We start from the raw sequence: 26,377 nt of genomic DNA on the forward strand, positions 1-26,377 counted from the left end.
GGGCGGATCCCCTGGCCGCGTCCTCACATTCCCAACCGGATTCGAAGGACTGCATCGGCTCAGAAACGCAGCCTGGCGCCAAATCGGAAATAGCGTCCGATCATGTCGTAGAGCGCGCCGTTGGTCTGCATCGCAGACGAAAAGTTGGGCAGGATGGGCGGGTCCCGATCGAACACATTGTCGATATTCCAGAAAAGTTCGGCCCTGTCGCTGCTGCCAAGCCTGATCCGCGAGCCGATATTGAACACGACATAATCTCCGACGCGATTGGCCTGTGAACTGACCTCGGGCGGCTCTGTCGCCGTCGGGAACTCGCGCAGATTGTCGTTGCGCCCGGGCCCCACATAACGGGCCTGGATGTTGATAGTGAAAGGACCTTGCTCGTAGCTGGCGGTCAGCGAACCCTTCCAGTGGGGGACCGCGAATTGGAACAGCGTGCCGTTGATCCCAGCATAATCCTCGATGACGGGAGGCGTGTCGGGCGTGGTTATGGTGAACCTGTCGGTGTAGGTGGCGGAGCCGCGCAGTCGAAGCTCTCCGTTGAACAGTGGACGCGCGTAGGACAGGACAAAGTCCAGTCCGCTCGTCTCGTAGGATGAAAGGTTCAGGAAGGAATCGTTCACCCCGCGCAAGGCGCCGTTCTCCAAGATCAAGAGATCGCAGAACGCCTGGATGCCCGCCGCGCAATTGCGCGCAATCGGAATGGCCCCCAGGGTGGTGATGACGTCGTTCAGCTCAATACTGAAATAATCCACGGAGAATTGGAGGCTGGGCACGAATCGCGGTGCGAAGCTGGCGCCGACGGTGAAGGTGTTCGCCCGTTCAGGCACCAAATTGATGTTGCCGGCTTGGCTCACGCGCACCGCATTGTACTGGACGCCGTTGAACACGATGTTTTGGTTCGTCGCCGTCGCCGGCACCTTGAGCTCGTAGAGGCTGGGCGCGCGGATATCGAGCGAGCGCGTGGCCCGAAGCCGCAGCCCTGGAACGACTTCCCAAGTCGCGCCGACCTTCCAGGTCGTTTCACCGCCGGTGGCGCTCGCGTCGCCCGAATAATTGGCGTGACGGACGGCGCCGTTCACCGAGAGGGAATGGGCGAAGGGTATATCCCTCAACAGTGGCACGGTGGCTTCGGCATAACCTTCGATGACCGTGAACTCACCCTGATAAATGGACCCGACCGGGCTGTCGGGTACGCCGCTCTCCGAGCGGGCATCGACGGTCGAATCAGCGGATTCCTGACGCCATTCCGCGCCGACCGCCAAAGCGACCTCGCCCGCCCAGGTCGAGAAGGGATTGCCCTGCAGATTTATCTGTGCCGCGTCCTGGACATAGGTGACCTGTCCGCGCTGCGTGAACAGGACATAGTCCAGGGCCTCGGCCGAGGGCGTTCCCTGCCCGAACAGGTTCAAGGGGACACAGCCATTGCCGGGATCGGTCAACGTGGAACGACAGACGATCTGTCCGTCCGCATCGCGAACGGCGTCGACCGCCTGCGCATAGCGGTCCCGGTCGCGGCTGTTGTAGCGAAAGCGGATATAGTCGTTCCGGCCGTGGATGAACGAGGCGTCCCACTGCCAGCTGCCGCCCAAACCGCCTTCGGCGCCAATGGTCACGGTATAGGCGCGGTCGGTCAGCTGCGTTCCCGATTGCGGAAAATCATAGTTTCCGCGTGACATCACGAACGACTGGCCGGCGGGCGCGGTCGTCGACGGCGGCCCCGCGGGCGCGGGAATGAACGGGCGCAGCGCGTCCGGGATGAACGGATTGTCGGCATAGATGCGCACCTGGGAACCGCGGCCCGTCGTCGGACTGTACACGCCGCTCTGATCGCGGAGCGCCCTGCTGTCCTGCGTTCCGGTGGATTCGCCATAGGATGCCTGAGCAAAGAGCGTGAGGGCGTCGCTCACCTCGAATTCGGCATGTCCGTAGAGAACGAGGCGCTCCAGACCGACAAAGAGACTGTTGCGATCCTGTTCCGGGTTCTGGCCGCCCGCCTGGATGCCGGAGAAGGTCTGAGTGGTCGTCGTTGCGGTCACGGTCTGGCTGAGGGGATTGTAAAGACCGCGCACGAACGGAGAAACGGCTGTGGCGCTGTCGAACTGTAGTCCGACCAGGCCGGCCCGCTGATCCACCGTGCCGCCCGTGGCGCTTACGATCAGGCCGCCTCCCGTGAAATTGCCAGGTTGAGCATCGCAGGCGAGCACCTGGCTGGGCCGTCCGTTCGCAACGTTCGAGGTCGCGTCGGTGAAGAAGTAGCAATTGTCGTCTGCCCAGTCGCGCGATCCATCCCTCATGCCGCCGTTGCGCACGTAATCGGCTGAAAAGACGACGTGGCCGCGGCCGGCGGCGAAAGACGATCCGGCGAGGATGCCGATACGTTGCTCGTCATAGTCGCCGCGCTGGGAAATGCCGGCTTGTGCCTCAAAATGGATTCCGTCGAAGCGACGCCGCAGGATGATGTTGGCCACCCCAGCGATCGCGTCCGATCCCCATTGCGCCGACGCGCCCCCGGTTACGATCTCGATCCTCTCGACCATCAGCGAAGGTATCAAGTTGACATCGACCTGGTACGGATTGCCGACGCTGTTGCCCGGCACGGTCGGCACGAAGCGCCTGCCGTTCACCAAGGTGAGCGTCCGCGGCGTACCGAGACCTCGAAGATCGATGAAATTCTGGCCGGGTGTCTGCGTCCGCACCCCGTTCGCGGCAGTGTTGGCTCGCGTGCCGCTGGTCGCCGGATTCTCCTGCAGCAGCGTCACCACGCTTGTCGCTCCGCGGGCCTCGATCTCGCTTGCGTCGATGACCTGCAGTGGGCTGGGCGCCTGGAACGGGGAGCGCGTCCGGGTCGCGGTCACGACGATGTCGGATGATTCGGCGGGACCAGAGGCTTCGGCCGGCTGTAACGCCGGAGACTCCACGACATCCTCGTCATCGGCCGGCGCCGACGGCTGGGCGATGGCGGTGCCGCAGTAGAGCAGCGCCGTCGCCACGGACGAAAGACAGGCTGCGCAGCGCAGACGCCTGGCCGAGCATCCGATGTGCACATTCAGCATGAAACCTCTCCCCTTGGTCTTATTGTGTCATTCGTAGTCGCTTGAGTTCTGGACCCAGCCGCGGGCGATGAAGTCGCCGCGCGGCGGCGAGAAAATGTCGATCAACAGATGCATTTCGTCGCCCACGCCTTCGGTCGTGTGGATCAGATCGATCGGGATGACGGCCAGTGACGGACTGAGCGCCTCGATCCGTTCATCCGCACGCCAGAGGTTCGCATTCCTGCCCCAGGGCACGCGGAAATGGTGGTGAAAGGTGCCGCGCATCGCCAGGCTGCCCTGCTCGAACTCGGCGTGACTGTGCGGTGACAGCTGGGTGCGGTCGCGCGGACCTTCATACTCGCACCAGTTGATGCTCATCGTTGCGGAACGGAGCATCTTCAGCCTCGGATTGTCGGCCGGGGCAGCAAAGCTGTCGATCCCGATGACCTGGACGCTATGACCGTCCTTGCGGGCATCGACCTCCGCCACGGGAAGAACGCGACTGTCGCGCTCGACAAAGAGGTGGCCATTGACGATCGCCTCGTCCGACAGGTCAGGCCGGTCGGAGGCAAGCAGGACCGCCGGGCAGTCGCCATTGAACCGCAGCGCATGACGCCCGGCGGGCAACAAGGCGACGCTGCGCGACGGAACGAAGGTCGACACGTCATCGCTGTCGACCTGCGCCTCGCAATCGAGGAGCAGGAGCATCATCTCGTGCCCGCTCTCGACGGCCTGCGCATCTGCTTTCCGCGGATCGAACAGTTCGACGAAGAAATTGTGCGCCCGTGCGGCCCGGCGCCCCGGTCCGCGAAAATCAATCAGGTGCGCGCGCTGCACCTGGCTGCCCCTATCCGACACTCGACTCTCCTCACGTTTCGCGAACCTTGGTGAACGGCCATGCGAGTCAGCTACGGCAAAATTAGAACTTTCCGCTGTGCGGAACGGCAGCCAGCGCTGCTTTCCGGGGGCTTCGTGCTAGATCAAGCGATATGGACGCCCCCCGCCCCATCGAATCCGTGCTGCGCGCATTCGCCGTGGTGAAGGCGATGAACCTGCGGCCGATCTCGTCGCTCGCGGATCTTCATCGCGAAACCGGATTGCCGAAGGCGACCCTCATCCGCCTGTTGCAAACGCTCGAACATGCGGGACTCGCCGGCAAGGGGCCGCGCTATGGAACCTATGAGCTGCGCAGCGGACTGGTCTCCCTCGTCTCCGGCTACCACAGCTCGCCGATGATCGTCGAAGCCGCCGCGCAGGTCGCGGAGAAGATCACGCGGGAGATCAAGTGGCCGGTGGCGGTGGCGGTGCCGGACGGCGGCGCAATGGTGGTCCGCTACAGCACGATTCCGCGCTCCTCGCTGTCTCTGCTCCATTCCTCGATCGGCATGCGACTGAGCCTCGTCACCCGCGCTCTGGGCCGGGCCTATCTGGCCTATTGCAGCGACGAGGAGCGCCAGGCGCTGCTCGACCTCGTAGCCAGCGGCGGCGGCGAAGGTGCCGACCATGCGCGAGATGCGAAGATGATTGACAAGATCGTGAGCGAGACACGTGCTCGTGGTTACGCCATCCGCGATCCTCTGGTCCGGCCGGTATCCTCCACGCTCGCCGTGCCCATATTCATGGACAGCACCGTCACCGCCTCGATCGGCTTCACCTGGTTTCGGTCGACCTACGACATAGAGAAGGCGGTCGAACGTTATCTGACGACAATGAGGGAAGCCGCGAAGGACATATCGCGAAGACTGTCCGAGCTTGCGGCGGCGCGTGCGGAAATCGGCTGAGGCCGCATGGCCCCTAGGGATACAGGGTGACCGGATTGCGGAGGGCCAGGCCAGCCCGAAACAGCTCGAGATTCGCCTCGACGCTGTCGGCCATTCGCTCCACGGAAGCGCGACCACCGCCGCCCGCGGTGTGCGGCGAGATGATCAGATTGGGCGCGCGCCATAGTCGGTCATCGGGCGGCAGCGGCTCGGGAACGGTGACGTCGATTGCGGCGCCGCGAATCGTTCCCTGCTCCAGCGCATCGGCAAGCGCCTCCGAGTCAACGATTGCGCCCCGACCGACGTTCACCAGATAACCCGAATCTCCCAGCGCGCGCAGCTGGGCCGCGCCGATCAGGCCCCTGGTTTCCGAACTCAGCGGCGCTGCTATTGCGAGGATCTCGGACATGGCCAACGCATGGTCCAGCCGCGTCACCGGCAGCGTCGCGTCAGCGAGTTCGTCGGGTCTTCCGGAACGGGTGACGGCGGTGACGTAGAGTCCGAGCGCACGCAGATGGCGGGCGATTGTCTGTCCGATCGGGCCAAATCCAAGCACGGTCGCATTCTTGCCGCTAAGCACGCTGAAGCGTGGCTTGAAGCTCCGGTCCCAGCGCGCCTGTGCCTTGTTCGCCACAAAGTCGGGAAGGCAATGCGCGATGCCGAGCAGCAGTGCCAGCGCGTGCTCCGCGACATTCGCCGCCGAATGCCCGCCTCCGCCGGTGAGCTGGACATGCTCGGGTAGGCCGTGCCTGGCGATGCCGTCATTGCCGGCCGATGTCGTATGAACCCACCGGAGCTTCGGGGCGCAGCTGCGGAGAATGTTCGCCGTCTGCGCGCTGAAGCGGGAGCCGGCTCCGCTGGCAATCAGCACCTGAGCCTGATCGAGCGCCCCCGCAAGTTCGGCTTCGTCATCGACAATCCGGAGTTCCACATCGGTCGCCTTGCCGATCCGCGCGACGATCGCGTCGCGATAAATGTCCCTGGTGAAAAGGACGATGGGAATACGCTCCCGGCTCATAGCAGCTTCTCCTCCGGGCGATCCGTGGCGGGGTGGGCGCGAGCCGCCTCCTCGTCGACTTCGGCGCCCCAGCCGGGGCCGTCGTCGATCACGAACTCGCCGGATTCGATGAGGTTCGGCGGCTCCAGCAGTCCGGCTGCCCAGGGCACCGCATCCACCTCATGCTCCATGATCCGGAAGTTCGGGATCGCCGCGCAGAAATGCGCGCTCATGCGTGCGCCGAGCGGGCCGGCGGAATTGTGAGCTGCGACATTGATCTCATAGGCATCGAGCATGTGCGCCATCTTCACGCTCTCCCAGACACCCGTCCATTGCGCATCGATGATGGCGACATCCACCGCCTCCCGTTCGAGATAGGGCCGCAGGGTGTGGCGCCGCATTATCTTTTCCAGCGAGGCAATCGGCGTAGTCGTCGACGCCCGCAATGACGCCAGCGCCCGAGCATCCAGCATGTCGATCTCCAGCCACATCAGGTCGAACGGCTCAGCGGCGCGCGCCAATTTCCGGTAACCCTCGGGTCTGAAGTTGCAGTTCAAGTCGAACGCGATCTCTACGTCCGGCCCGGCCCCGTCACGCAGCGCCTCGATCTGGTCCGTGAATGCCCTCAGGATGGCGGGATCGATGTTGAGTTCGGGATGGCCGACCAAAGTCGAGCGGCCGATGCCGGGGCTGTACGTCGCGGCCGTGCCGGAATCGAAGCGGATCAGATTGGTCTTGAGTGCGCGGAACCCGGCATCGGCAACTTCGCGTCCCGCCGCCTTGAGATCGTCGAGCGTGCGAATCGGAGGCTTGCCGATAATCGTCTCGAACAAGTCGGCGAACCGGACTCGAAAGAGGCCACAATGGGACCAGTATAGGGGTATCCGCCGTCGCACCGCGCCGCCCAGCAAGGCGTGGACCGGCAGGCCGGCGGCTTTCGACTTGATGTCCAGGCACGCATTCATCACCGCGCCGATCGCTCGGCCGACCGAACCCGCGGGGTGGTGCCGCTGGTAGGTGAACAGCACCGCATCGAGCGCCGCGAGATCGCACGGGTCGGCGCCGGCGATCCGGCGCTTCATCTCGCGAAGATGGCCGGGGATCGTTTCATGGCCGCTGAATTCAGCCCAGCCTGTGAGACCGGCGTCCGTCGTGACCTTGAGATAGGAGAAGACCGAGAAGCCTCCGTCGACATGCAATATGTCGAGACCTGTAATCCGCATCCGCAACCGCTCCGATCCGCGGATCGTCGTGATCCGGCGGCGTGATGATAGGCGGCTTCAGCGGCGAGTTGTATTTCCAATTCCGAAAAAGTATTTCACGAACAGACTTGTCGCCCGCGGAGCCTGCCCATGGATCTCGTCACCGCGCTCAAGGTATTCGCGGAGGTCGCCCGGCGGCGCAGCTTCTCCCGGGCGGCGGAGCATCTGCGCATGGCCAATGGCAATGTGACCAAGCATGTCGCCTGGCTGGAGCGCCGTCTCGGGGCTCAGCTGCTGATGCGCACCACCAAGAGCGTGAGCGTCACCCAAGCCGGAATGACCGCTCTCGAGCTCGGCACGGACATCGTCGCGCGCATCGACGCGCTCGACGAGACGGTCCGCGGCGCGGTCGGTGAGGCGCGGGGCGTGCTGCGCATCGGCGTGCGGGCATCGTTCGGGCTGTTCCATCACACGCCGGTCCTGCAGGAATTCCTGGAGGCGCATCCCGACGTTCAGGTCGCGCTTCATGTGGACGACGGCCGTGCCAACATCGTCGCCGAAGGGTGGGATGTCTCGCTTCGGATCACCCGTCAGCTCGAGGATATGAGTCTGGTGGCGACACGGCTCGCGACCGTGCCGCGATCGGTCGTGGCTGCCGATGACTATCTAGAGCGGCGCGGCTGGCCGGCGTCCGTGCAGGAACTCGGGCGTCACAATTGCCTCGTGACCAGCTCCGACACATGGCGGTTCGAGGGACCGGATGGGGAGACGGCGGTCGCCGTGAGCGGCTCGCTGCGGACCAACATGCTCGAGGTGCTGCGGTCGGCAGCGCTGTCCGGTCAAGGCATCGCCATGTTCCCGCGCTTCATGATCGAAGAGGATGTGCGTTCGGGCAGGCTGCGCACGCTCCTGGCAGACCGGCCACCGGTTTCGCTGAACCTCTATGCGATCTTCCCCGCCTCCCGACACATGCCGATGAGGGTACGCGCCTTCGTCGATTTCCTGAAGGCGCGGTTGGCCTTGTTAGCTGCCTAGCGCGGCGATCATTTCCGCATTCGAAATAGTGAATTTCCCCCTGGCCGCTTTCTGCGCCGGCCGCATCGTCTAGGATCCCGACAAGGACGATGGGAGGACGATATGGCGCAACTCGACGTGATTCCGGTGAGCGACTATATTGGCGCGGAGATCCGCGGCATCGACCTTTCCGCGGCCATCGAGCCGGGGACGGCAGACCATCTGCGCCGTGCGCTGGCCGACCATGGCGTCATATTCTTCCGGGATCAGGAGATCACTCCGGATCAGCATCTCGCGCTGGCCCGACTCTTCGGGAAACCGATCCTCGTGTCCAAGCACGCGACCAGCGTCCCCGGCTACCCCGAAATGAGCGAGGTCAGTAAGGCCGAGGATCAGTATGACAATATCGGCGGCGGATGGCATGCCGATCTGACTTTTCATGAGCGCCCACCGGCGCTGGCCATTCTGGTGGCGCGCGAATTGCCGGAGCGCGGCGGCGACACCCTGTTCGCCGGCATGGCCGCGGCATTTGAAGGGCTTTCGCCCGGTCTGCGGGACATGTTGCGCAGCCTGCGCGCCATCCATGGCAATGAGCGTGTGCTCCGATCGAGCCGACGCAAGAAGTTCACCGACGAGTTCAGCCCGGAAGTCAGTCACCCGGTCGTCATCCGCCACCCTCTCACCGGTAGGGAATCGCTCTTCATCAACGCGGCCTATACCTTGCGATTCGATGGCTGGACGGAGCGCGAGAGCGCGCCGCTGCTCGAGTTTCTGAAGGTGCACGGACAAAAGCCGGAATATCAATGCCGCTTCCAGTGGCGCCCCGGCTCGATTGCCATCTGGGACAATATCCAGGTCTGGCATTATGCGGCGAACGACTATCAGGGGCGCCGCCGCTTCATGCATCGAGTCGCCGTCGAGGGCGGCAGCCTGATCCCGGCCGGCGCGTGAGGAGCAAAGTCTACGCCGACCCCCGCGCGGCGCTGGCGGGCCTGCTGTTCGACGGCATGACTATCATGTCGGGTGGCTTCGGCCTCGCGGGAAACCCGGAGAGCCTGATCCCTGAGATCCGTGCCGCCGGCGTGAAGGGCCTCACGGTGATCTCGAACAATGCCGGCGCGGACGGATTCGGCTTATGGATGCTGCTCCAATCTGGGCAGATCGCGAAGATGGTCTCCTCCTATGTCGGAGACAACCAGCTGTTCGAGGAACAGTATCTGTCCGGGCGACTCGAACTGGAACTCACGCCTCAGGGCACTCTTGCGGAGCGCATTCGCGCCGGCGGGGCAGGCATCCCTGCCTTCTACACGCGTACCGGCGTCGGCACGATCGTCGCCGAGGGCAAGCCGACCGAGACGTTCGACGGCGAAACTTATGTGAGGGAGACTTGGCTCCGCGCCGACCTCGCCATCGTCAAGGCATGGCGCGCCGATTTGGAAGGTAACCTGATGTACCGCAAGACCGCGCGCAACTTCAATCCGGTGATGGCCACCGCGGGGCGCGTAACCGTGGTCGAGGCGGAGGAGATCGTTCCGGTCGGCACATTCGACCCGGATCACGTCCATACGCCGGGCATTTACGTGGATCGCATCGTGCAGAGCACCATAAACGAGAAGCGGATCGAAAAGCGTACCGTTCGACCGCGGAATTGAGGATGGCATTCCTACCAGAGCGCCCGCGAATCCAGCCATCTCTGCACGTCCGCTAGTCTAAACCTCGGACAGCGCCTGTATTTGCTGCCGCCGCTACCCAGCTCATACTCCCGTGGGAAACCCTCCGGCCGCCGTCGGCGAAGCCGGTCGATCTGCCGCCGCGACAGCCGCGCCAGGCGCGCAAATTCCTCCACCGTGATCATGCCCAAACCGGCGTCGCCAGGGATAGCGCGAGCTGAGCCGCCCATCGGATCAGCTCCGCCTGTCCCGCCGCCGGCGTGCGAACTGCCGGTCAGCCTCGAGAAAAGCCGCCAACATCGCCGGGATCAGCTCCTGCATCGGCTCGGCCTGACCGTAGGTCTCCCGATAGAGCTCGGCATATTCGGCCAGGGCCTCGCCCAGCTCGGGCGGCAGGCTCACCGTCACCTTCACCGGGGTCCGGTCCGGCAGCTTCTTCAGTCGCAGCTCGGCCATCGCCTCATCCCCGCCACGGCCGAAGAACGAGATCCTTGTGGACCACCGCCCGCAGCGGCCATCCCGGCCGCACCGTCAAAGTCGGCTGCACGTCCAGGTTGCGCGACGTGATCCGGTCGCCCGCGCGGGCGGCATTCTGCTGGGTCGATTCCCGCACCGCGCGCACGAGATCGCTCTCGGCGCTGCCCAAGCTCAATTCGGTGCCGATCCCGAGCAAGGTCGAGAGCACGACCCCCTTCAGCAGCCGCCAGGTGTGGAAATCCACGCCGTCCTCGATGCCGGCATAACCCGACAGGTCGGTCGCCGGCACGTTGTCGAGCCGCACTGAGGATCCGTCCGGGAGAACGATACGCTGCCAGACGAGCAGGGCCCGGCGCTGCCCGAACGCGACCAGGCTGTCATAGCTGCCGATCAGCCGCGCGCCCTGCGGCACCAGCACCGTCCGCCCCGTGGCGCTGTCGCGCACATTCTCGGTCACCTGCGCGATCACCGTCCCGGGCAGGTCGGAGTTGAGCCCGGTGACGAGGCTCGCGGGAATGATCGTGCCGGCGCTGAGCGTCGAGGGCGACGGCGCCGGCCGCAGCGCATGCGGGTTCACGTCCCCGCTCTCCGAGCGCGCGAACTCCAGCCGCCGCGCGCCGCCGGCCTCGGCCGCGCCGGCAGCCTGCGGCGCTGCGGCCGTCACCTCAGTCACGTCGGCGCCGACGGTCGCGGCCGGCCTCGCCTGCCCCTCCGCCCCGCCACGGCCGGCGAGCTGCACCAAGAGGGCGGACGCACGCGCCGCCTCCTCGGCCGCTGCCCGGCGCTGGCGCTCCGCCTCGGCCGCCGCGCGCGCCCGCTCGGCCTCGCTTGCGCCGTCCGGCGGAGGAGCGCCCTCCACACCCAGACTGCGCCGGTGCTCGAGGATCGGCCGGCCGAGGTCTCCCGGCAAAGGCGGCCCCAGAACCGGCACCTCGCCATAGCTGGCCGGAGCGCCGGCCAGCGCCTCGGGTGCGGCTGTGGCGGCCGGCTCGCCGGCCTGTCCGTCGCCGGCCGCCATCCGGAAGCTCGGCGGCTCCAGCGCCACCCAGGCCAGGGCCGCGAGGGTCGCCGCCACCGCGCCGGTGATGCCGATGATCAAGCCCCGGCGGAACCGGACCACCGGCCGCGGCGCGCCGCGCAGCACCAGCGTCTCCGGATCCTCCTTCGGCGGCGGCGCCAGCTCCCGAGGCGCGTCGGTCATGACGGCCTCCCGCGCCGCCGCCGCGGGCCGCCCTCGTCGTCCCGTACGATCCGAACCACCTGCTGGCGCCGCTCGCCGAGCCGCAGCTCGGCGGCGGCGAACAGGCGGTCGACCACATAATAGCGGCCGCGCACGCGATAGTTGACGAGCTCGGCGCGGCCGCTTTGCCCGAGCACGAACAAGGGCGGCGCCTCGCCCTGCGCCAGGCTCGACGGAAACTCGATGAACACCTGGCTGCCGTCGTCGAATGCGCGCAGCGGCCGCCACGGCGGGTCGTCGCCCTGGATCCTGTAGCCGAATTGGAGCGCCTCGACCGCCACGCCGGCGGCGACCGCCGGCTCGGCATCGGCGGCACCGCCGTTGCGCAGCGCCAGCAGCTCGCCTTCCGGATAGGTCCAGGAGATGCTCGCCATCGCCGTCCGCGGCGTGCTCTCGAGCTGGACGTGATAGACGCGCCGGTCGGTGCTGATGACGAGATTGGTGCGTAGGCCCACGGCCGAGGGCTTGACCAGGATATGCGTCCGCCGCTGCGCGCCGGCGCCGCTCGTCGTGTCGCCGATCACCCAGCGGGCGGTGTCTCCGGCCGCGACCGAGACGAGGGCCTCGCCCGGCTGCAGCGCGATGTCGCTCACCCGCTCGGGCGCGGTGTAGAGCCGGTAGAGCGCGCCTTCGGTCCATGCATAGACCTGCACCGCATTGACATAATGATCGCGGCTCGGCTCGCGCGTCGCGGCGCGATTGGCGGCTTCGACCCGCGAGACCGGCGGCCCGGCCGCGCGCCTGCGGGCGGGGTCCGGCGCCGGCAGGAGCTGCTCCACCGGCACCGGCGCGGTCGCTGCAGGCGAGTCTGGCTCGGGCTGCGCGTCGGGAACGAGAATGGCCCGCGCATAGGCGGCGGTCGCGGGCTCGGGGCGAGCCGCTTCCACGGCCGTGCTCCCCACGCAGGCGCCGAGGCCGAGGACGGAGGTCATCGCAAGAAGGAGGTTTGGGGTCATCGGCTGGTCCTCTCGGAAGGCAAGGGTTCGGGAACGGACGGACCGGCAAGGTCCGGGTCGAGCGGCGAGCCGAGCGGCAGCGAAGGCGCAGCCCGCGGCGGCCAGCCTGGCGCGGCCGGTGCCGGCGCGGGCGCGGGCGCCGGGACGTCGAGCTCCTGGCTCCAGTCGATCGCGTCGACGTAGAGGCCGAGCGGATTCTTCCGCAGCGTCTCGGCCGAGCGCGGCGGCCGCACGACAACCGTCAGGATGGCCGTCCAGCGCGCGCTGCCGGCGAGGCTGCCGCGCTCATATTCGGTCTCGGTCCATTTGACCTGGAACGAGCGGTCCGAAGCGCGGACGACGCTGGTCACCTGAACCGACACGGTCCGCTCGCCGATCTGGCCGAATGGATCGGCCGCGCGCGCATATTCGCCGAGGAACCGGCCGGCGCGCTCCGTCGCGAAATCATAAGCCGAAAGCCAGTTCTCGCGCATCAGCACCGGGTCGAGCGAGACCGAGCGGACGTTGCGGATGAACCGGCCGAGATGCCAGGCGATCTGCGGGTCGGTCGGCCGGTAGTCCGAGACCGCCGGCGCGACCGCCCTCGCCTCGCCGAGCCGGTCGACCTCGACCACATAGGGCACCACCCGGCTCTGCATCGACTGCCAGAGCAGCCCCGCCGAAAGCCCGGCGGACAGAAGCAGCCCGCCGAACGCCATCAGCCGCCAGTTGCGCGCCTGTACCCGCGCCGAGCCGATCCGTTCGTCCCACACCTGCCCGGCCCGCTGATAGGGTGTCTCCGGCTCGGGCGTTCGCCCGTAACGCTGCACCGCGCGCCTGAACCTCATCGCTCAATCCTCCCTTTCCCTGATGTCGGGGGCGGCGCCCGCGCCGCCGCGGTCGCCCTCGCGGACCGCCTGCAGGGCGACGTGCCGGTGGTGACGGGCGGTCTGCTCCGACCGCAGGCGGCGCGCCCATGAAGGCGCAGCGTCGGCGGCCGCGTCGCCGCCGGAAACTGCCGCAGTCGAAGAAACGGTGGGGGAGCCGGCGTGCATCGCCGACCGCCGGCCCTGGGCCGCGGCGGCCCCCAAGCCGGCCGCATCGCCGAGCTTCGCCTTCAACGCCGCGCCTCCCGCACGGCCCACGCCCACCAAGCCGGCGCCGATGCTCCTGGAGCCGGAGGTCTCCTGGCCGAGCCGGTAGGATGTCGCGGCGGCCGATCCCATCGACGTGCCGGCGCGAAGCGCGCCCATCGTTCCGCCCGCCGCGGCGCGCGCGCCGCCGACGGCTGCACCGCCGGCAACCGCCAATGTTCCGACCGCGGCGGCGGTGGTCCCCACCGCGACGCCTGCGCCGAGCTGGGGCGCGCCGGCGACCAGGCCGGAGGCGATGGCCGGACCGAAGATGCCGAGCCCGAACAGAGCGAGGCTCGCCAGCACCAGGCTCATCGCCTCGGCTATGTCGGTCTCCTCGCCGGCAGCGGCGGCGAACTCGTCGAAGAAGCCCGAGCCGATGCCGACGATCACCGCCAGCACCATCACCTTGACGCCCGAGGCGACGACATTGCCGAGCACCCGCTCTGCGAGGAAGCTGGTCCGGTTCCACAGCGCGAAGGGCACCAGCACGAAGCCGGCCAAGGCGGTCAGCTTGAACTCGATGATCGTGATGAACAGCTGGATCGACAGCACGAAGAAGGCGATGATCACGAACAGCCAGGCGATGAGCAGGACCGCGATCGCCAGGAAGTTCTCGAAGAAGCCGACGAAGCCGGTCATCTCGCCGACCTGCTCGAGCAGCGGCCAGGCCGCCTCGAAGCCGGTGCCGGCGACATAGCCGGGGCGGAGCAGGTCCTCGGCCGTCATCGTGCCGCCGCCGGCGGTGATCCCGAGCCCGGCAAAGGAGCGGAAGATGATGTCGGCGAGCATCGGGAAGGAGCCGAGGATCAGCGCGAACGCGCCGACATAGAGGATCTTCTTCAGGAACCGGCCGATGACGTCGTCCTCGCCGCCCATCGCCCAGAACAGGCCGGCCAGAGTGATGTCGATTCCGACTAGAACGGTGGTCAGGAAGGCGACGTCGCCGCCGAGCAGCCCGAAGCCGCTGTCGATGTAGCGGATGAACGCTTCCATGAAGCGGTCGATGACGTTGAGGTCGTCCATGCCGGCTCCAGCGCAGGCTCGAGGATCGGGGGCCGCGGGGCACCCAGGGGGCACGAGGCGCCCCGCGGCCGGCGCGGCGGCCAGAGGCCGCGCGCCAAGAGGGGTCAGTCGGCGTCGCGCCGATAGGCGCGGCCCGTCCCGAGGAACCGGCGGGTGGCGGCGCGCCCCTCCGCCTCGGCCTGGGTCCGCGCCGCCCGCTCGATCGCCTGGCTGCGATGCTCGGCCGCCATCAGGCTCTGGAGCTGGAGCTGCTGCTTGACGCCGAGCGCCAGCAGCTGGGCCACCGCCTGCTGCGCCTGGAGGCTGCCCGCGGCGTCGCGGCTGCGGCCGGCCAGCTCGGCGAGCAGGCCGGCATCCTCGCGGACATTCTCGACCACCTGCGCCTGCACGCCCATCGCCTGGCGGTACCCGCCGACCGCCGCCTCGAGCCGCGCGCGCGCCTCGGCGATCCGCGCGTCGCCGGAGAGCAGCCGCCCGGCCTCGCCCGGAAAGAGCTGCCGGATGCGCTCGTCGAGCCGGTCGACCCGGAAGTCGATCCCTTCCGCCTCCCCCATCAGCTGGTCGATGCGCTGCATCGCGCCATTGATCCGCTCGAGCTGCGGGAAATCGAGACGCTCGAGGTTGCGGGCCATGTTCTGGAGCATCGCCGCCTCGTTCTGCAGCGACTGGATCTGGTGGTTGATCTGCTCGAGCGCCCGCGCCGCCTGAAGCAAATTCTGGGCATAATTGGTGGCGTCGAAGACGGGGATCGCCGCCGCCTCCTTTGCCGGCAGCGCGATCGCCAGCGGCGCGGCGGCGGCCAGCGCCAGAACAGCAAATCTGGTCTTCATGCGAGTTCTCCTTCCGGTCTGTCGGGGGCGGGAAAGTCGTCGAGCGCGGCCGCGGCCCAGTCGAGGCCGCAGGCCTCGAGCCAGTGGCGGGCGAAGTCGGCGGCGCCATGCTCGGCGAGGATCCGGTCGATCCGCCGCTGGGCGGCCGGATCGGAGGCGCCGCAGAAAGCGAGCGCGATGCGCCCCAGGCCGAGGTCGAACAGGCGGTTGCCGCGCTGCGACTGGAGATAATAATCGCGCTTCGGCGTCGCCCGGGCGATCAGCTCGATTTGGCGGTCGTTGAGCCCGAAGCGCGCATAAGCGGCGCGCTGCTGCGGCTCGACCGCCCGGTCGTTGGGCAGGAAGATGCGCTGCGGGCAGCTCTCGATGATCGCCGGCGCGATGCTGCTGTCGGCGATGTCGGCCAGGCTCTGGGTCGCGAAGACCACCGCGACATTCTTCTTGCGAAGAACCTTCAGCCATTCGCGGATGCGGGCGGCGAACAAAGGATGGTCGAGGAACAGCCAGGCCTCGTCGAGGACGAGCAGGGTCGGCCGCCCGTCAAACCCTTCCTCAAGCCGGTGGAACAGATAGGTCAGCACCGGCATCACCGCGCCCGGACGGCCCATCAGCGTCTCGGTCTCGAAGCAGACCAGGTCGGCCAGATGGAGCCGGTCCTCGGCGGCGTCGAGCAGGGCGCCGAACGGCCCTTCCAGGGTGAAGGGGAGCAGCGCCGACTTGAGCGCGTTCGACTGGAGGAGCAGCGACAGGCCGGTCAGCGTGCGCTCCCCGGCCGGCGCGGACGCGAGGCTGCCGAGCGCCGACCACAGGCTTTCCTTGACCTCCGGCGTGACCGCCACCGTCTCATGCGCGAGCAGGGCGCCCAGCCATTCGGCGGCCCAGCTTCGCTCGGCCGGCGCGTCGATCCGCCGCAGCGGCTGGAAGGCGAGCGCTTCGCCCTCCCCACCCCCGCCGAGCGCATGATGAGCACCGCCGCAGGCGAGCACCGCGGCGCGCGCCGACCAGCCCTTGTCGAACAGGCAGAGGCGCGCGCGCGGGTAACGGCGGAACTGCATCGCCATCAGCGCGACAAGCACCGACTTTCCGGCGCCGGTCGGGCCGACGACGAGCATGTGGCCGACATCGCCGATGTGGGTCGACAGCCGGAACGGCGTCGAGCCGCTGGTCTGCGCATGGAGCAAGGGCGGCCCGCCCAGATGGGCGTTGCGCGAGGGCCCGGCCCAGACCGACGATAGGGGCATCAGATGGGCGAGGTTCAAAGTGTGGATGAGCGGCTGGCGGACATTGGCATAGACATGGCCGGGAAGGCTCGACAGCCAGGCCTCGACCGCATTCATCCGCTCGCGCATGCAGGTGAAGCCGAGCCCGTTCACGACCCGCTCCACCGCCCTCACCTTCTCATCCGCCGCCGCCGGATCCTCGTCGGCGACGGTGACGGTCGCGGTCAGATAACCGAAGGAGACATGATCCGCCCCGAGCGCCTGCAAGGCAAGCTCGGCATCGAGGACCTTGTTGTCGGCGTCGCTGTCGAGCAGCTGCGCCGGCTGGTTGTACATCACCTCGCGCAGCAAAGCGGCGACGGACTTCCGCTTGTTGAACCATTGCCGCCGCAGCCGGGTCAGCGCGCGCGTCGCCTCGGCCTTGTCGAGGGCGATGAAGCGGGTCACCCAGCGATAGCCGAAATCCTGGTGGTTGAGCGCGTCGAGGATCCCCGGGCGGCTCATCGCCGGGAAGCCGAGCAAGGTCACCGTGCGCAGATGCGTCTGGCCGAGCATCGGCTCGAGCCCGCCGACCAAAGGCGTGTCGGCTAGCAGCGCGTCGAGATAGACCGGCGTCTCCGGCACGGCCACCGGGTGGCGCCGCGTCGACACGCAGCCATGGAGGAAGGTCAGCAGCTCCGCGTCGTCCAGCGTGCGCACCTCGGGCATGAAGCCGGACAAGAGGTCGAGCGCGCGGTCGGTCTCGGCGGCGAACGAGGCCAGCGCCTCGCGCCAGTCGCGTCCCCTCTCGCGCGCCGGCCGCTCGACCAAGGCGCGCTCGGCGCTGGCCTGGCCGTCGGGCGGCGGCATCCAGACGAAGCTCAGATGATAGCGGCTCTCATAATGGGCGCGGCCGCCCTCGAAGTCCGCTTGCCTTTCCTTGTCGACCAGCCAGGAGGCCGCATCCGGGAATGGGCTCTCGGGATAGCCCGGCGCCTCGATGCGCTCGGCGTCGAAGAACAAGGCCCAGCCCGATCCGAACCGGCGCAGCACATTGTTGGCCCGCGCCGAGGCGGAGACCAGCTCGGCCTCGGTCGCGCTCTCGAGGTCGGGCCCGCGGAAGCGCAGCACCCGCAGGAAGCTTCCATCCTTGTTGAGCACCACGCCCGGCGCCACCAAGGCCGCCCAGGGCAGATGGTCGGCGAGCCGGTCGGCGCGGCTTCGATATTCGCCGATCCTCAGCATGCGAGATGCCCCGACAGGCGCAGGTGGCGGGCAAGCACCGCCGCGAAATTCGGATCGCGCCGGGCGGCGAACACCGCCAGCGTATGGCCGAGCGCCCAGACGACGAGGCCGGCGATCCACTGCTGGAGCCCGAGCCCCAACGCCGCCGCCACCGTGCCGTTGACGATGGCGATCGAGCGCGGCGCACCGCCCAGCAGGATCGGCTCGACCAATGAGCGGTGGATGGGCGCCTCGAACCCCTCGATATGACCGCCGGCACCGATCATGCCACCAGCGCCCCGCCGCCGAAGCTGAAGAAGGAGAGGAAGAAGGAGGAAGCGGCGAAGGCGATCGACAGCCCGAAGACGATCTGGATCAGGCGCCTGAACCCGCCGGCCGTCTCGCCGAAGGCCAAAGTCAGCCCGGTCGTGATGATGATGATCACCGCGACGATCTTGGCGACCGGCCCCTGCACCGATTCCAGCACCTGCTGCAGCGGCTCCTCCCAGGGCATACCCGAGCCCGCCGCCACCGCCGGCCCGGCGGCCACGAGGACACAAGCTGCCAACGCCAGGGTCCGACCCTGAGCGCGCGCGAAGCGGGCTTCGATCTCCATCAATCCTCTCCTTCGGGAAAAGCCGGCGCCTCGAGCGCGAGCGGCGCGACCGCATAGTCGCCGTCGCCGTCGAGCCCGGCGACCGCGACGATCGTCTCCACCCGCCGCGCGGGGCCGCGGCCGGCGATGAACACGACGAGGTCGATCGCCTCGGCGATCAACCGTCGCGGGACGGTCACCACCGCCTCCTGGATCAGCTGCTCGAGGCGATGGAGCGCGGCGACGGCACTGTTGGCGTGGACGGTGGCGATGCCGCCCGGATGTCCGGTATTCCAGGCCTTGAGCATGTCGAGCGCCTCCCCGCCGCGCACCTCGCCGACGATGATGCGATCAGGCCGAAGCCGAAGCGTCGAGCGGACCAAGTCGGCCATGGTCGCCACTCCCGGGCGCGTGCGCAGCGCCACCCTGTCGGGCGCGGCACACTGGAGCTCGCGCGTGTCCTCGATCAGGATCACCCGCTCGTCGAAGGCCGCGATCTCGGCCAGAAGCGCGTTGGCAAGCGTGGTCTTGCCCGAGCTGGTGCCACCCGCCACCAGGATGTTGCGCCGCTCGACCGCGGCGCCTGCCAGGGCCCGCGCCGCCTCGGCGCTCATGGTCCCGTCGGTCACATAATCGAGCAGCGTGTAGAGCCGCGAGGCAGGCTTGCGGATCGAGAAGCAGGGCGCGGTCGCCACCGGCGGCAGCACGCCCTCGAACCGCTCGCCGGCGAGGCCGTCGCCATGGGCCGGCAGCTCGGCGCTGACGATCGGGGCGGCGGCATGGGCCTCGCCGCGGGCATGGCTGGCGACCAGCCGGATCACCCGCTCGACCTGCGCGGAGTCGAGCCGCCGGCCGGTGTCGACCCGCCCCTCGCCGAGCCGGTCGAGCCGGAGCGCGCCGTCGGGATTGACCATCACCTCGACGACCAGCGGATCGGCCAAAGCCGCGGCGATGTCCGGACCCATCGCGGTACGCAGCATCGCGCGCTTGCGCTCGGCGGACTCGACCGCGCTCATCGGGCGCTGCCGGAACCGAAGCGCCGGACCCGCGCCCGATGATCAGGGTCCCTGACGAGCAAGTGAGTCATTGGCGGCTCCAGGGCCGGCACAGCGCCGGCGACGCCGCCTAGATCGGCCATCGCCCGTCTCGGCGTTAGCGTCCCTCCGCCGCACGGCGTGTCCGCTCGGCGAATCCGGCGCCGCTCCAGGCCCCGTGCGGCATCGGGCCCCGGACCAGGGCCGGCCGGTCTCCAGCGCATCGCCAGTCGTGACTGTCCATCAAGGAGGACATGCGCATGGCCAGGAACAGGATGCGGCGGCAGCACCCGGGTCATCATAGCGATCCCGGTCACGGGGGCCCGCCTGCTCCAGAGCCGCCGTCGCGGCGTCCTTGCCTCCGCTCCGCGCACCGAACGGGAGGTGGCTGGCAATGGCCCAGCATGCTCCCATCCCCAAAGAAGGAGTTCCCGTCCGAATCCGCCAGTCCGGTCCAAGCTCAGAATCCAGCAACCCACCCGGTTCTGCTTCGATAGCCAGTTGACTATAAGGTACCGAACCGATCTACTCCGCTCATGGGCAAGCTCGGTCTTGAAGGAAAGGTAGCCGTCGTCACTGGATCGGCGCGCGGATGGGGCCGGGGCATAGCGGTCGAATTCGGAGCACGCGGCGCGCGCGTGATCGTGAACGGACGTCAACCGGAAACCGTTGCCCTGGCGTGCGGGGCTGTCCGGGCAGCGGGCGGCGAAGCCTCACCCTGCGTCGCCGATGTCGGCACGATCGAAGGCGCGCAGGCGGTCGTGGACGCAGCAATCTCCGCGTTCGGCGACATTGACATTCTCGTGAACAATGCCGGATTTCTCGCCTCGGCCCCTCTGGTCGAGATGACGGACGATCAGTGGGACAGCGTCCTGGCGACCCAGCTTTCGGCCCAGTTCCGCACCTCCCGGGCGGCAGCCAGGCACATGATCTCCGCCGGCCACGGCGGCCGCATCATCAACATGGTGGGCGGCGGCGGCTTCACCGGACAATTCAACAATGCCAATCATGCTGCCTCCAAGGGCGGCGGCATGGGCGCCGTGCTCACCTGGGCGCAGGAGCTCGCCCCCCACGGCATCACCGTCAACGGGGTCGTCGGGATCGTGGAGACCGATCTGACCCGGCCGCTCCACGACAAGGTGCGTGCCGCCCTGAAAGCCGCCGGCAAGCCGCACGACATCAGCGCGCGCGACCTCGGCAGCTATCCCCCCGATGAGGCGGCTTCGATCGTCGTCTGGCTTGCTTCCGAACCGGCCGGAACGGTGTCGGGCCAGTTCTTCGAAATCCAGGGACCGGAAATTCAGCTGTGGAGAATGGCAACGATCGAGCGGTCCTTCCACCAGCATCCGAGATGGACGCCGGAGCTGATCGAGGAAGCCGGCATGGCCCGGGTCGCGACCGGCCCGCCGCGCATCGAGCCGAGCGTCGCGGCGCGCGTTGCCCGGATGCAGACGATGCACAAATGACTTCCGCACGAGCGGAAGCGGCACGGAGAGGATGAGAAAGGACCGATCATGGCCACGCAGCCGTTAGTCGACCCCGAGCTCCTGGCAGCCAAGAAGAGCTGGAAGGAATATTTCGCCGCAAAGCTGGGCTTCCGCAACCACTGGTACGTCGCCTGCTTCTCACGGGAGATCGCGGAGGGCGAGGTGCTTGCCCGCAAGATCATGGGAGAGGGCATCCTGCTGCGGCGCATCAACGGCAAGGTGCATGCGATACGCGACCGATGCATCCACCGCGGGGTGAAGCTTTCCGACAAGGTCGAGTGCCACAACGCCGAGACCATCACCTGCTGGTATCACGGCTTCACCTTCCGCTGGGAAGACGGGCTGGTCACCGCCATCGTCGGCGCTCCGGAGAGCTCCGCGGTCGGCACCAAGCGGATCAAGACCTATCCCGTGGAGGAGGCCAAGGGCCTCGTCTTCGTCTTCGTCGGCGATGCCGATTTCGCAGCACCGCCCCTGCGCCACGAATGCCCACCGTCTTTCCTGGACGATGCCGTGGTGGTCGAGGGCGACTGCCGGGTCGTCAAGTCGAACTGGCGGCTTGGGCCCGAGGGCGGCATTGACGAGATCCACCGCTATCTCCATCGCGAGGCGCCCCTCCTGCTCAACACCAAGTCCTCGCTGCCGCTTGGCCACAAGGCCGTACGGGGCCAGTTCGAGATGGTGGAGGACGAGGACGGTCCGAAGGGCCTGATCGATCATTTCAAGGCGGAGAAGATGTATTTCGACGCCCAGCTGGACGAGAAGACGGTCGTGAGGGGCGTGAACTTCGGCGCCGAGGGGCGCCGAGCCGTCTATGCGTCGGTCTGGCTGCCGGCCTGCCTCAAGGTCGAGGGATTTCCCGGCCCCGGCCTCACCCTGTTCGAATGGTATGTGCCGATCGACGAGACCAGCCACCGCTGCTTCATGACCATCGGCAGCGCCTGTGCGACCGACGAGGAGGCGGACCTCTTCAGGCAGGCCTACAAGGCGCGATGGAAGCCGCTCGCGGTGGATGGCTTCCTCCAGCAGGACATCATGGCCCGGGAATCCGCTCAGGGTTTCTACGGCAACGACCGCGCCTGGCTCGAGGAATGCCTCGTCGAGGACGATTTCATGCTCATTGAATGGCGCAAGCTGCGCGCTCGGCACTGTCACGGCATCCAGACGCTCGATCACCTTCTCTGACGGCTCCGGGCTATGCTCCTCCAAGGCAAGACGGCCCTGATCACCGGCGGTGCCTCGGGAATAGGCCGTGCCGCCGCGCTCCTCTTTGCCAGGGAGGGCGCAAAGGTGACCATCGCCGACAGGGATGTCGATGGAGGGCAGGAAGCCGCCAGCGCGATCACGTCCGCCGGCGGCAAGGCGATCTTCGTCGAGGCCGACGTCACGTCCGAGACCGCAGTGGCGGCCATGGTAGCCGCCACCGTGGAGGCGTTCGGCGGGCTCGACGTCGCCTTCAACAATGCCGGCGGCCCCGGCCGCTACGCAAACGAGACCGAGCTCGACGTTCTGGCCTACCGCCGCATTGTCGATCTCAACATGACCTCGACCTGGCTGTGCATGAAGTACGAAATTCCCGCCATGCTGGCCCGGGGCGGCGGCGCGATCGTCAACAATGCATCGCGCAACGCCCAGGCCGCGGCGCCGAACCTGTTCGCCTACAATTCGACCAAGGCCGCGATTGTCGGAATGACCCGATCTGCGGCGGTCGATCATGCCGCGGACAATATCCGGGTGAATGCATTGCTGCCCGGATTCACTCTGACCCCGATGGTCGAGCAGGCGCTGAAGGGCAAAGGGCTCATCGCCGCGGGCAATATCGAGGCGCGAATTCCGATGCGGCGGATGGGGACGTCCGAGGAACAGGCCGAGGCGGCCCTCTGGCTCTGCTCGGATCGCGCCTCCTTCGTCACCGGGACGACGCTCGTCGTCGACGGAGGTCATTCGGCCGCGCTCTGAGCTGGCCGCCCGACCGAGCCGGCGCTATCGGATCGGCGCCGGCAGGTGCTGCACGGAGCGGATGAAGCACAGGGCGGCGACGGCGCAGATCGCAAGGCCGCCGCTCAGCGCGTAGCGCAGGCTTTCCTCTCCCAAGCTCGGCACGAGCAGATCGCTCGCGACACCGATCATGAAGGTGAGGACGGCGCCGCCGATGATGGAGTTGGCAAGGTTCGACACGCCCGCCGTGATCCCGCGGACGCGCGGATCGCAGACGGTCTGCATCGCGGCCGTGTAGCTCGGAGAGTAGAGGACGCTGAGTGCGGTCGCAACAAACGTGGTGCCGAGCGCCACGGGCATGGAAGGGACGGTCAGCACGGTCAGATAGAGCGGAATGACCAGGATCAGGATCAGTGCGCTGAACCGGATCAGGTCAGACAGGTTGCGTTGCGCCACGCGGTTGCCGATCCACCCTCCGAGCAGCATGCCGGCGGCCATGCCGCCGGCCATGGCCGGCCCGAAATAGAGGCCGACTTCGGCAAGGCTGAGCCCATGACTGCGGATGAAGAAGAGGGGCAGCCACTGCATCATGCCCATATTGCCGAACGTAGCGAGGGCGCCGCCCAGGAGCAGCCATATCAGGGGACGGTTGCCGGTGATGAGCGACCAGGAGCCGGCCGCGCGCGCCTCCCCCGGGGCCGGCTCCGGCGGCGGCTCCCTCTCGGGCTCTCGCGCAAAGACGAGGACGAGCAAGGCGAGCAATATCCCCGGAGGGCCGGCCACATAGAAGGCCATCCGCCAGCCATAGGTGGCGCCGATCCAGCTTCCGGCGACGAAGCTGATGAAGAGGCCGACCATGCCCCCCGAATAGAAGATGGCCATGGCCATAGGACGGCGGGCCTTCGGCGTCGCGTCGCTTATCGTGGACAAAGCGAGCGGCACGATCGCCGACTCGCCGACGCCGACGCCCGCCCTGGCGAGCGCGAGCTGGACGAAGGACGTCGCGAAGCCGCAGAGGACCGTGGTCGCGCTCCACAAGACCAGCGAGGCGGCGAGCAGATGCTTGCGGCTGTAGCGGTCGATCAGCCAGCCGGAGAGCACGCCGCCGACACCGTAGATCGCGACGAAGGAGCCGCCGTTGATCAGCGACACGGCCTTGTCGGAGAGCGCGAATTCGCTCTTGATCGTCTCCGACAGGACGACCGTGATCAGCCGATCATAGTAGGCCAGGAGATAGGCGAGGAAGAGGAAGAAGACGAGAAGACCGGCACCGCGGCGCGGCTCTGGCGTGGCCGCGCCGTTCACGGACGGCTCGCCGCCGACCCCCGGATCATCCCTCGCCACGGGCGATCAGCTCCTGGAGCTTGCGGCCCACCCGGAGCATCGACTGGCGAAGATAGAGCGCTCCGGCAAGTCCGAAGCGGATATCGTCGAACTTGCCCTGGCGAAAGCCGGTCTCGACCTGGAAGCCCATGACGGCCAGACGAAGCTGTCCCCAGAGAATGTAGAATTCCAGCGTCTCGCGCGACGGCACCTGCCCGCCCGCCACGGCATAAGCCGAAAGGAAGTGATCGAAGCTGCTCGTCGCCTCGGCGGAATAATAGAAATAGGAGAGGTCGGCCGCTGGTGTGCCGACATGGACGAACTCCCAGTCGACGATCGCCCGGACGCGATCCCCTTCGACCAGCATGTTGTTGAAATTATAGTCATTGTGGACGAAGCTCACCGGGCCGAGACCGAGCGAGCGATGCACCTTCACCCAGTCGAAGGCCCGTTCGATCAGCGGCGAGCGAACGCCCAGGGCCGACCAGTCGGCGAAGACCCGATCAATCTCCTCGTCGAGATGCGGCTTACCGTCGCGACGAGCGAATTCTCCCACCGGCACCGCATGAAGCCCGGCCAGGCAGGCGGCGATATCGGCGATCAGCGTCGGATTGCGCGGAGGGCTGTCGAAATTCGATCCGACCAGCCCGCCGGCGACGCGCGGAAAGACGATGAAGGGTTGGCCGAGGACCGCGCCGCTCGGCTCGAGCACGAGCGGCTCGGGCAAGCGGACCCCGTTCGACCAGAGATGGCGAATGACCGGATATTCGTCGACGACGGTGGTGCCGAGATAGTTGAACGGCTGATCGATCCTGAGCGCCAGCTCGCCGGGCAGCCGCCGGGCGCCTTCGAGCCGGAGCAGCATCGTCTTCTTGGAGAACCCTCGCGCCGCGACGCTGGCGGAAACGACGGAGATCGCCTCCTCGTCCGGAAAGCTGCGCCGCAGGAAATCGGCGACCGCCTCCTGATCGAAGGTCTCCGCCGAATCGGCCGCGGCCGGCTCGGCACGCCGGCCCAGCTCTGCACGCATCTCGGCGTCGAAATCCTCCCACCAGGCGAGGTCCGCCGCGACGGGATCGTCGTCGTCGACCCCCGGCTCGCCGGTGCGCTCCTCCACGATCAGGCGGGTCAGGAGGATGGCGGCCCGGTCGAGGGCAATCGCGCGCTCGTCGTCGAGCGTGCCGCGGACGTCCTCGCACACGCGGCGGAGAAGCTGCAGCGCCGGAAGCGGATGCGTCACGCCGCGGCCCTTTCATGGGCGGAACTCCGGCCCATCTCCACCAGCGCGACCCCCTCCTCACCGGTTTCACGAACGCGGATCGGGCAGAAATTCTCGACGATGCGATAGCTGGCGCCGCCCCCCGGCGCCTCGGCCACCAGCGGCACGTGAGCGTGGCGAGCGGCAAGGTCCGCCTCGATGGTGAGGCGTCGGCCGAAGACGTCCTCGACCTCGTGCACCAGCCGGGCCGGAAGGCCGTCCGGTCCCTCGCCCTCGCGCCGGGTGACGATCCGGCGCAGTGCGCGCACGCCGTCGCGATCCGCAACATAGCCTTCGCGCGCCCAAAGGCCCGGTCGGTGGAGGGTGGTGATCGTCTTCGCGCCAAGGGCGAGCGACGGTAGGTTGAACGCGCACCAGCTGTGCTCGGAGACGATATTGTCGGTGCGCATGCACCAGCTGTGATCGCGATAGCCATAGCCCGCTATGTCGAACGCCTTGGCGTCGGCGAGCCGCCTGACCGATCCGCGGACCGACAGCGACTGCTGTTGGTGATTGTAGGGCAGGTTGGTGCCGAGCGTCATCACTTCCTGAAAGGACGGCGTCTCCGGCGCGGCGGTCTTGCTCGCCGCGTAATCGTAAGTCGGGAAGCGCGCCTCGAACACCGCATCGAGCGCGACCTCGTCCGTGCGGACGGCGAGGTCGAAGCGGCCGTGCGGCTGCACGAAGGTGAGCGAGATCCTGCCGTCGCCGAGGCTGCGCGACATCTCGAAATCGGCGGGAAAGTCCGTCGTGTTCGAATATTGAACGACCTGCCCCTCGATCGACAGGTTGCAGGTGAAGCGGGCGCGAGCGAAGCCCGGTTCGAAATTAAGATGGACGAGGCCGAAGATGCCGCTGTCCGGCGACAGGATGATGAAGAAGTAATTCTCCTTCCACCTCAGGAAGGCCAGTGGGGGTACCGGATGAGGAAGATCGTCATGGTTCGTCACGCTCTCGAGATCCGCCTTTCCGTTCAAAAAAAACGGTGCCGGCGGATGCC

At 67.5% G+C, this 26,377-nt stretch carries 24 protein-coding genes; 7 read left to right on the forward strand and 17 right to left on the reverse strand.

All coding sequences use genetic code 11. From position 1 onward, the window contains the following. Positions 1-59: 59 nt before the first annotated feature. Together DDE10_RS05045 and DDE10_RS05050 are read right to left on the reverse strand one after the other, a co-directional pair. Positions 60-3,056: a TonB-dependent receptor domain-containing protein gene (locus DDE10_RS05045; RefSeq protein WP_114951559.1), complete on the reverse strand. Its 2,997-nt coding sequence runs from the start codon at positions 3,054-3,056 to the stop codon at positions 60-62. Between the two features lie 27 nt (positions 3,057-3,083). Further along, positions 3,084-3,893 carry a cupin domain-containing protein gene (locus tag DDE10_RS05050; RefSeq protein WP_114951560.1) on the reverse strand — a complete coding sequence of 270 codons (810 nt, stop codon included), beginning with the start codon at positions 3,891-3,893 and terminating at the stop codon, positions 3,084-3,086. Positions 3,894-4,024: 131 nt separating this feature from the next. Here DDE10_RS05050 and DDE10_RS05055 point away from each other — a divergent pair, with 131 nt between their 5' ends. Further along, the gene (locus tag DDE10_RS05055; protein ID WP_114951561.1) at positions 4,025-4,816 is read left to right on the forward strand and encodes a DNA-binding transcriptional regulator; all 792 of its coding nucleotides are present in this window, start codon (positions 4,025-4,027) and stop codon (positions 4,814-4,816) included. A gap of 13 nt (positions 4,817-4,829) precedes the next feature. On the opposite strand, the gene DDE10_RS05060 is transcribed toward DDE10_RS05055, so the two are convergent. Both DDE10_RS05060 and DDE10_RS05065 read right to left on the reverse strand, forming a co-directional pair. Further along, positions 4,830-5,813 carry a D-2-hydroxyacid dehydrogenase gene (locus DDE10_RS05060; RefSeq protein WP_114951562.1) on the reverse strand — a complete coding sequence of 328 codons (984 nt, stop codon included), beginning with the start codon at positions 5,811-5,813 and terminating at the stop codon, positions 4,830-4,832. Next, entirely contained in the window at positions 5,810-7,015 is a 1,206-nt protein-coding gene (locus DDE10_RS05065; protein ID WP_114951563.1) for a mandelate racemase/muconate lactonizing enzyme family protein, read from the reverse strand. The genes DDE10_RS05060 and DDE10_RS05065 overlap by 4 nt, the downstream gene beginning before the upstream one ends. 129 nt (positions 7,016-7,144) lie before the next feature. Here DDE10_RS05065 and DDE10_RS05070 point away from each other — a divergent pair, with 129 nt between their 5' ends. The 3 genes from DDE10_RS05070 (at position 7,145) to DDE10_RS05080 (ending at position 9,660) form a co-directional block, all read left to right on the forward strand. Further along, positions 7,145-8,029: a LysR family transcriptional regulator gene (locus tag DDE10_RS05070; protein ID WP_114951564.1), complete on the forward strand. Its 885-nt coding sequence runs from the start codon at positions 7,145-7,147 to the stop codon at positions 8,027-8,029. 102 nt (positions 8,030-8,131) lie between these two features. Then, a complete protein-coding gene (locus DDE10_RS05075) occupies positions 8,132-8,959 on the forward strand; it encodes a TauD/TfdA dioxygenase family protein (protein WP_114951565.1) in 828 nt (275 codons plus the stop codon). After that, positions 8,956-9,660, forward strand: coding sequence for a CoA transferase subunit A (locus DDE10_RS05080; RefSeq protein WP_114951566.1), 705 nt, complete (start codon positions 8,956-8,958; stop codon positions 9,658-9,660). The genes DDE10_RS05075 and DDE10_RS05080 overlap by 4 nt, the downstream gene beginning before the upstream one ends. A gap of 252 nt (positions 9,661-9,912) precedes the next feature. On the opposite strand, the gene DDE10_RS05085 is transcribed toward DDE10_RS05080, so the two are convergent. The 10 genes from DDE10_RS05085 to trbB all read right to left on the reverse strand — a co-directional run bounded on the left by DDE10_RS05085 (position 9,913) and on the right by trbB (position 19,353). Then, on the reverse strand, positions 9,913-10,134 hold the full coding sequence (locus DDE10_RS05085; protein WP_114951567.1) for a DUF2274 domain-containing protein: 222 nt from the start codon (positions 10,132-10,134) through the stop codon (positions 9,913-9,915). Between the two features lie 4 nt (positions 10,135-10,138). Next, positions 10,139-11,356 carry a TraB/TrbI/VirB10 family type IV secretion system protein gene (locus DDE10_RS05090; protein ID WP_114951568.1) on the reverse strand — a complete coding sequence of 406 codons (1,218 nt, stop codon included), beginning with the start codon at positions 11,354-11,356 and terminating at the stop codon, positions 10,139-10,141. After that, positions 11,353-12,351: a P-type conjugative transfer protein TrbG gene (gene trbG, locus DDE10_RS05095; RefSeq protein ID WP_114951569.1), complete on the reverse strand. Its 999-nt coding sequence runs from the start codon at positions 12,349-12,351 to the stop codon at positions 11,353-11,355. The genes DDE10_RS05090 and trbG overlap by 4 nt, the downstream gene beginning before the upstream one ends. Beyond that, entirely contained in the window at positions 12,348-13,178 is an 831-nt protein-coding gene (trbF, locus tag DDE10_RS05100) for a conjugal transfer protein TrbF (RefSeq protein WP_114951570.1), read from the reverse strand. Before trbF ends, trbG begins: the two co-directional genes overlap by 4 nt. A 3-nt stretch (positions 13,179-13,181) precedes the next feature. Beyond that, positions 13,182-14,489 carry a P-type conjugative transfer protein TrbL gene (gene trbL / locus DDE10_RS05105; protein WP_114951571.1) on the reverse strand — a complete coding sequence of 436 codons (1,308 nt, stop codon included), beginning with the start codon at positions 14,487-14,489 and terminating at the stop codon, positions 13,182-13,184. 104 nt (positions 14,490-14,593) lie between these two features. Continuing rightward, positions 14,594-15,319, reverse strand: a complete 726-nt coding sequence (gene trbJ, locus DDE10_RS05110) for a P-type conjugative transfer protein TrbJ (RefSeq protein WP_114951572.1) — start codon at positions 15,317-15,319, stop codon at positions 14,594-14,596. Then, positions 15,316-17,763 carry a conjugal transfer protein TrbE gene (trbE, locus tag DDE10_RS05115; protein ID WP_114951573.1) on the reverse strand — a complete coding sequence of 816 codons (2,448 nt, stop codon included), beginning with the start codon at positions 17,761-17,763 and terminating at the stop codon, positions 15,316-15,318. The genes trbJ and trbE overlap by 4 nt, the downstream gene beginning before the upstream one ends. Next, on the reverse strand, positions 17,757-18,029 hold the full coding sequence (locus tag DDE10_RS05120) for a VirB3 family type IV secretion system protein (protein ID WP_114951574.1): 273 nt from the start codon (positions 18,027-18,029) through the stop codon (positions 17,757-17,759). The genes trbE and DDE10_RS05120 overlap by 7 nt, the downstream gene beginning before the upstream one ends. After that, a complete protein-coding gene (locus tag DDE10_RS05125) occupies positions 18,026-18,358 on the reverse strand; it encodes a TrbC/VirB2 family type IV secretion system protein (protein WP_114951575.1) in 333 nt (110 codons plus the stop codon). Before DDE10_RS05125 ends, DDE10_RS05120 begins: the two co-directional genes overlap by 4 nt. Beyond that, a complete protein-coding gene (gene trbB / locus DDE10_RS05130) occupies positions 18,358-19,353 on the reverse strand; it encodes a P-type conjugative transfer ATPase TrbB (RefSeq protein WP_114951576.1) in 996 nt (331 codons plus the stop codon). Before trbB ends, DDE10_RS05125 begins: the two co-directional genes overlap by 1 nt. A 554-nt stretch (positions 19,354-19,907) precedes the next feature. Between trbB and DDE10_RS05135 the strand changes: the two genes are divergently transcribed. Genes DDE10_RS05135 through DDE10_RS05145 form a run of 3 tightly spaced genes read left to right on the forward strand, consistent with a single transcriptional unit; the run spans position 19,908 to position 22,817 of the window. After that, positions 19,908-20,837, forward strand: a complete 930-nt coding sequence (locus DDE10_RS05135; protein WP_114951577.1) for an SDR family NAD(P)-dependent oxidoreductase — start codon at positions 19,908-19,910, stop codon at positions 20,835-20,837. 48 nt (positions 20,838-20,885) lie between these two features. Continuing rightward, positions 20,886-22,043, forward strand: a complete 1,158-nt coding sequence (locus tag DDE10_RS05140; protein ID WP_114951578.1) for a Rieske 2Fe-2S domain-containing protein — start codon at positions 20,886-20,888, stop codon at positions 22,041-22,043. Between the two features lie 12 nt (positions 22,044-22,055). Further along, positions 22,056-22,817, forward strand: coding sequence for an SDR family NAD(P)-dependent oxidoreductase (locus DDE10_RS05145; RefSeq protein ID WP_114951579.1), 762 nt, complete (start codon positions 22,056-22,058; stop codon positions 22,815-22,817). A gap of 24 nt (positions 22,818-22,841) precedes the next feature. Here the strand turns inward: DDE10_RS05145 and DDE10_RS05150 are convergent, their stop codons facing one another. The 3 genes from DDE10_RS05150 to DDE10_RS05160 are packed head-to-tail and all read right to left on the reverse strand — an operon-like array spanning position 22,842 to position 26,327. Beyond that, positions 22,842-24,140, reverse strand: coding sequence for a spinster family MFS transporter (locus tag DDE10_RS05150; RefSeq protein ID WP_114951580.1), 1,299 nt, complete (start codon positions 24,138-24,140; stop codon positions 22,842-22,844). Next, complete coding sequence (locus tag DDE10_RS05155) at positions 24,127-25,359, reverse strand: phosphotransferase family protein (protein ID WP_114951581.1); 1,233 nt, start codon at positions 25,357-25,359, stop codon at positions 24,127-24,129. Before DDE10_RS05155 ends, DDE10_RS05150 begins: the two co-directional genes overlap by 14 nt. Further along, the gene (locus DDE10_RS05160) at positions 25,356-26,327 is read right to left on the reverse strand and encodes a DUF7064 domain-containing protein (RefSeq protein WP_162806310.1); all 972 of its coding nucleotides are present in this window, start codon (positions 26,325-26,327) and stop codon (positions 25,356-25,358) included. The genes DDE10_RS05155 and DDE10_RS05160 overlap by 4 nt, the downstream gene beginning before the upstream one ends. Between the last annotated feature and the right edge of the window lie 50 nt (positions 26,328-26,377).

Origin of the sequence: Sphingosinicella terrae (assembly GCF_003347635.1) — a bacterium.
Lineage (GTDB): Bacteria > Pseudomonadota > Alphaproteobacteria > Sphingomonadales > Sphingomonadaceae > Allosphingosinicella > Allosphingosinicella terrae.

What these genes read in the sequence shown, in the direction of transcription:
- DDE10_RS05120 (WP_114951574.1), bottom strand. Translation starts at nt 18,029, where the DNA reads ATGATCGGTGCCGGCGGTCATATCGAGGGGTTCGAGGCGCCCATCCAC.
- DDE10_RS05070 (WP_114951564.1), top strand. Translation starts at nt 7,145, where the DNA reads ATGGATCTCGTCACCGCGCTCAAGGTATTCGCGGAGGTCGCCCGGCGG.
- trbE (WP_114951573.1), bottom strand. Translation starts at nt 17,763, where the DNA reads ATGCTGAGGATCGGCGAATATCGAAGCCGCGCCGACCGGCTCGCCGAC.
- trbF (WP_114951570.1), bottom strand. Translation starts at nt 13,178, where the DNA reads ATGAGGTTCAGGCGCGCGGTGCAGCGTTACGGGCGAACGCCCGAGCCG.
- DDE10_RS05055 (WP_114951561.1), top strand. Translation starts at nt 4,025, where the DNA reads ATGGACGCCCCCCGCCCCATCGAATCCGTGCTGCGCGCATTCGCCGTG.
- trbB (WP_114951576.1), bottom strand. Translation starts at nt 19,353, where the DNA reads ATGAGCGCGGTCGAGTCCGCCGAGCGCAAGCGCGCGATGCTGCGTACC.
- DDE10_RS05075 (WP_114951565.1), top strand. Translation starts at nt 8,132, where the DNA reads ATGGCGCAACTCGACGTGATTCCGGTGAGCGACTATATTGGCGCGGAG.
- DDE10_RS05145 (WP_114951579.1), top strand. Translation starts at nt 22,056, where the DNA reads ATGCTCCTCCAAGGCAAGACGGCCCTGATCACCGGCGGTGCCTCGGGA.
- trbL (WP_114951571.1), bottom strand. Translation starts at nt 14,489, where the DNA reads ATGGACGACCTCAACGTCATCGACCGCTTCATGGAAGCGTTCATCCGC.
- DDE10_RS05140 (WP_114951578.1), top strand. Translation starts at nt 20,886, where the DNA reads ATGGCCACGCAGCCGTTAGTCGACCCCGAGCTCCTGGCAGCCAAGAAG.
- DDE10_RS05090 (WP_114951568.1), bottom strand. Translation starts at nt 11,356, where the DNA reads ATGACCGACGCGCCTCGGGAGCTGGCGCCGCCGCCGAAGGAGGATCCG.
- DDE10_RS05085 (WP_114951567.1), bottom strand. Translation starts at nt 10,134, where the DNA reads ATGGCCGAGCTGCGACTGAAGAAGCTGCCGGACCGGACCCCGGTGAAG.
- DDE10_RS05125 (WP_114951575.1), bottom strand. Translation starts at nt 18,358, where the DNA reads ATGGAGATCGAAGCCCGCTTCGCGCGCGCTCAGGGTCGGACCCTGGCG.
- DDE10_RS05065 (WP_114951563.1), bottom strand. Translation starts at nt 7,015, where the DNA reads ATGCGGATTACAGGTCTCGACATATTGCATGTCGACGGAGGCTTCTCG.
- DDE10_RS05135 (WP_114951577.1), top strand. Translation starts at nt 19,908, where the DNA reads ATGGGCAAGCTCGGTCTTGAAGGAAAGGTAGCCGTCGTCACTGGATCG.
- trbJ (WP_114951572.1), bottom strand. Translation starts at nt 15,319, where the DNA reads ATGAAGACCAGATTTGCTGTTCTGGCGCTGGCCGCCGCCGCGCCGCTG.
- DDE10_RS05045 (WP_114951559.1), bottom strand. Translation starts at nt 3,056, where the DNA reads ATGCTGAATGTGCACATCGGATGCTCGGCCAGGCGTCTGCGCTGCGCA.
- DDE10_RS05060 (WP_114951562.1), bottom strand. Translation starts at nt 5,813, where the DNA reads ATGAGCCGGGAGCGTATTCCCATCGTCCTTTTCACCAGGGACATTTAT.
- trbG (WP_114951569.1), bottom strand. Translation starts at nt 12,351, where the DNA reads ATGACCCCAAACCTCCTTCTTGCGATGACCTCCGTCCTCGGCCTCGGC.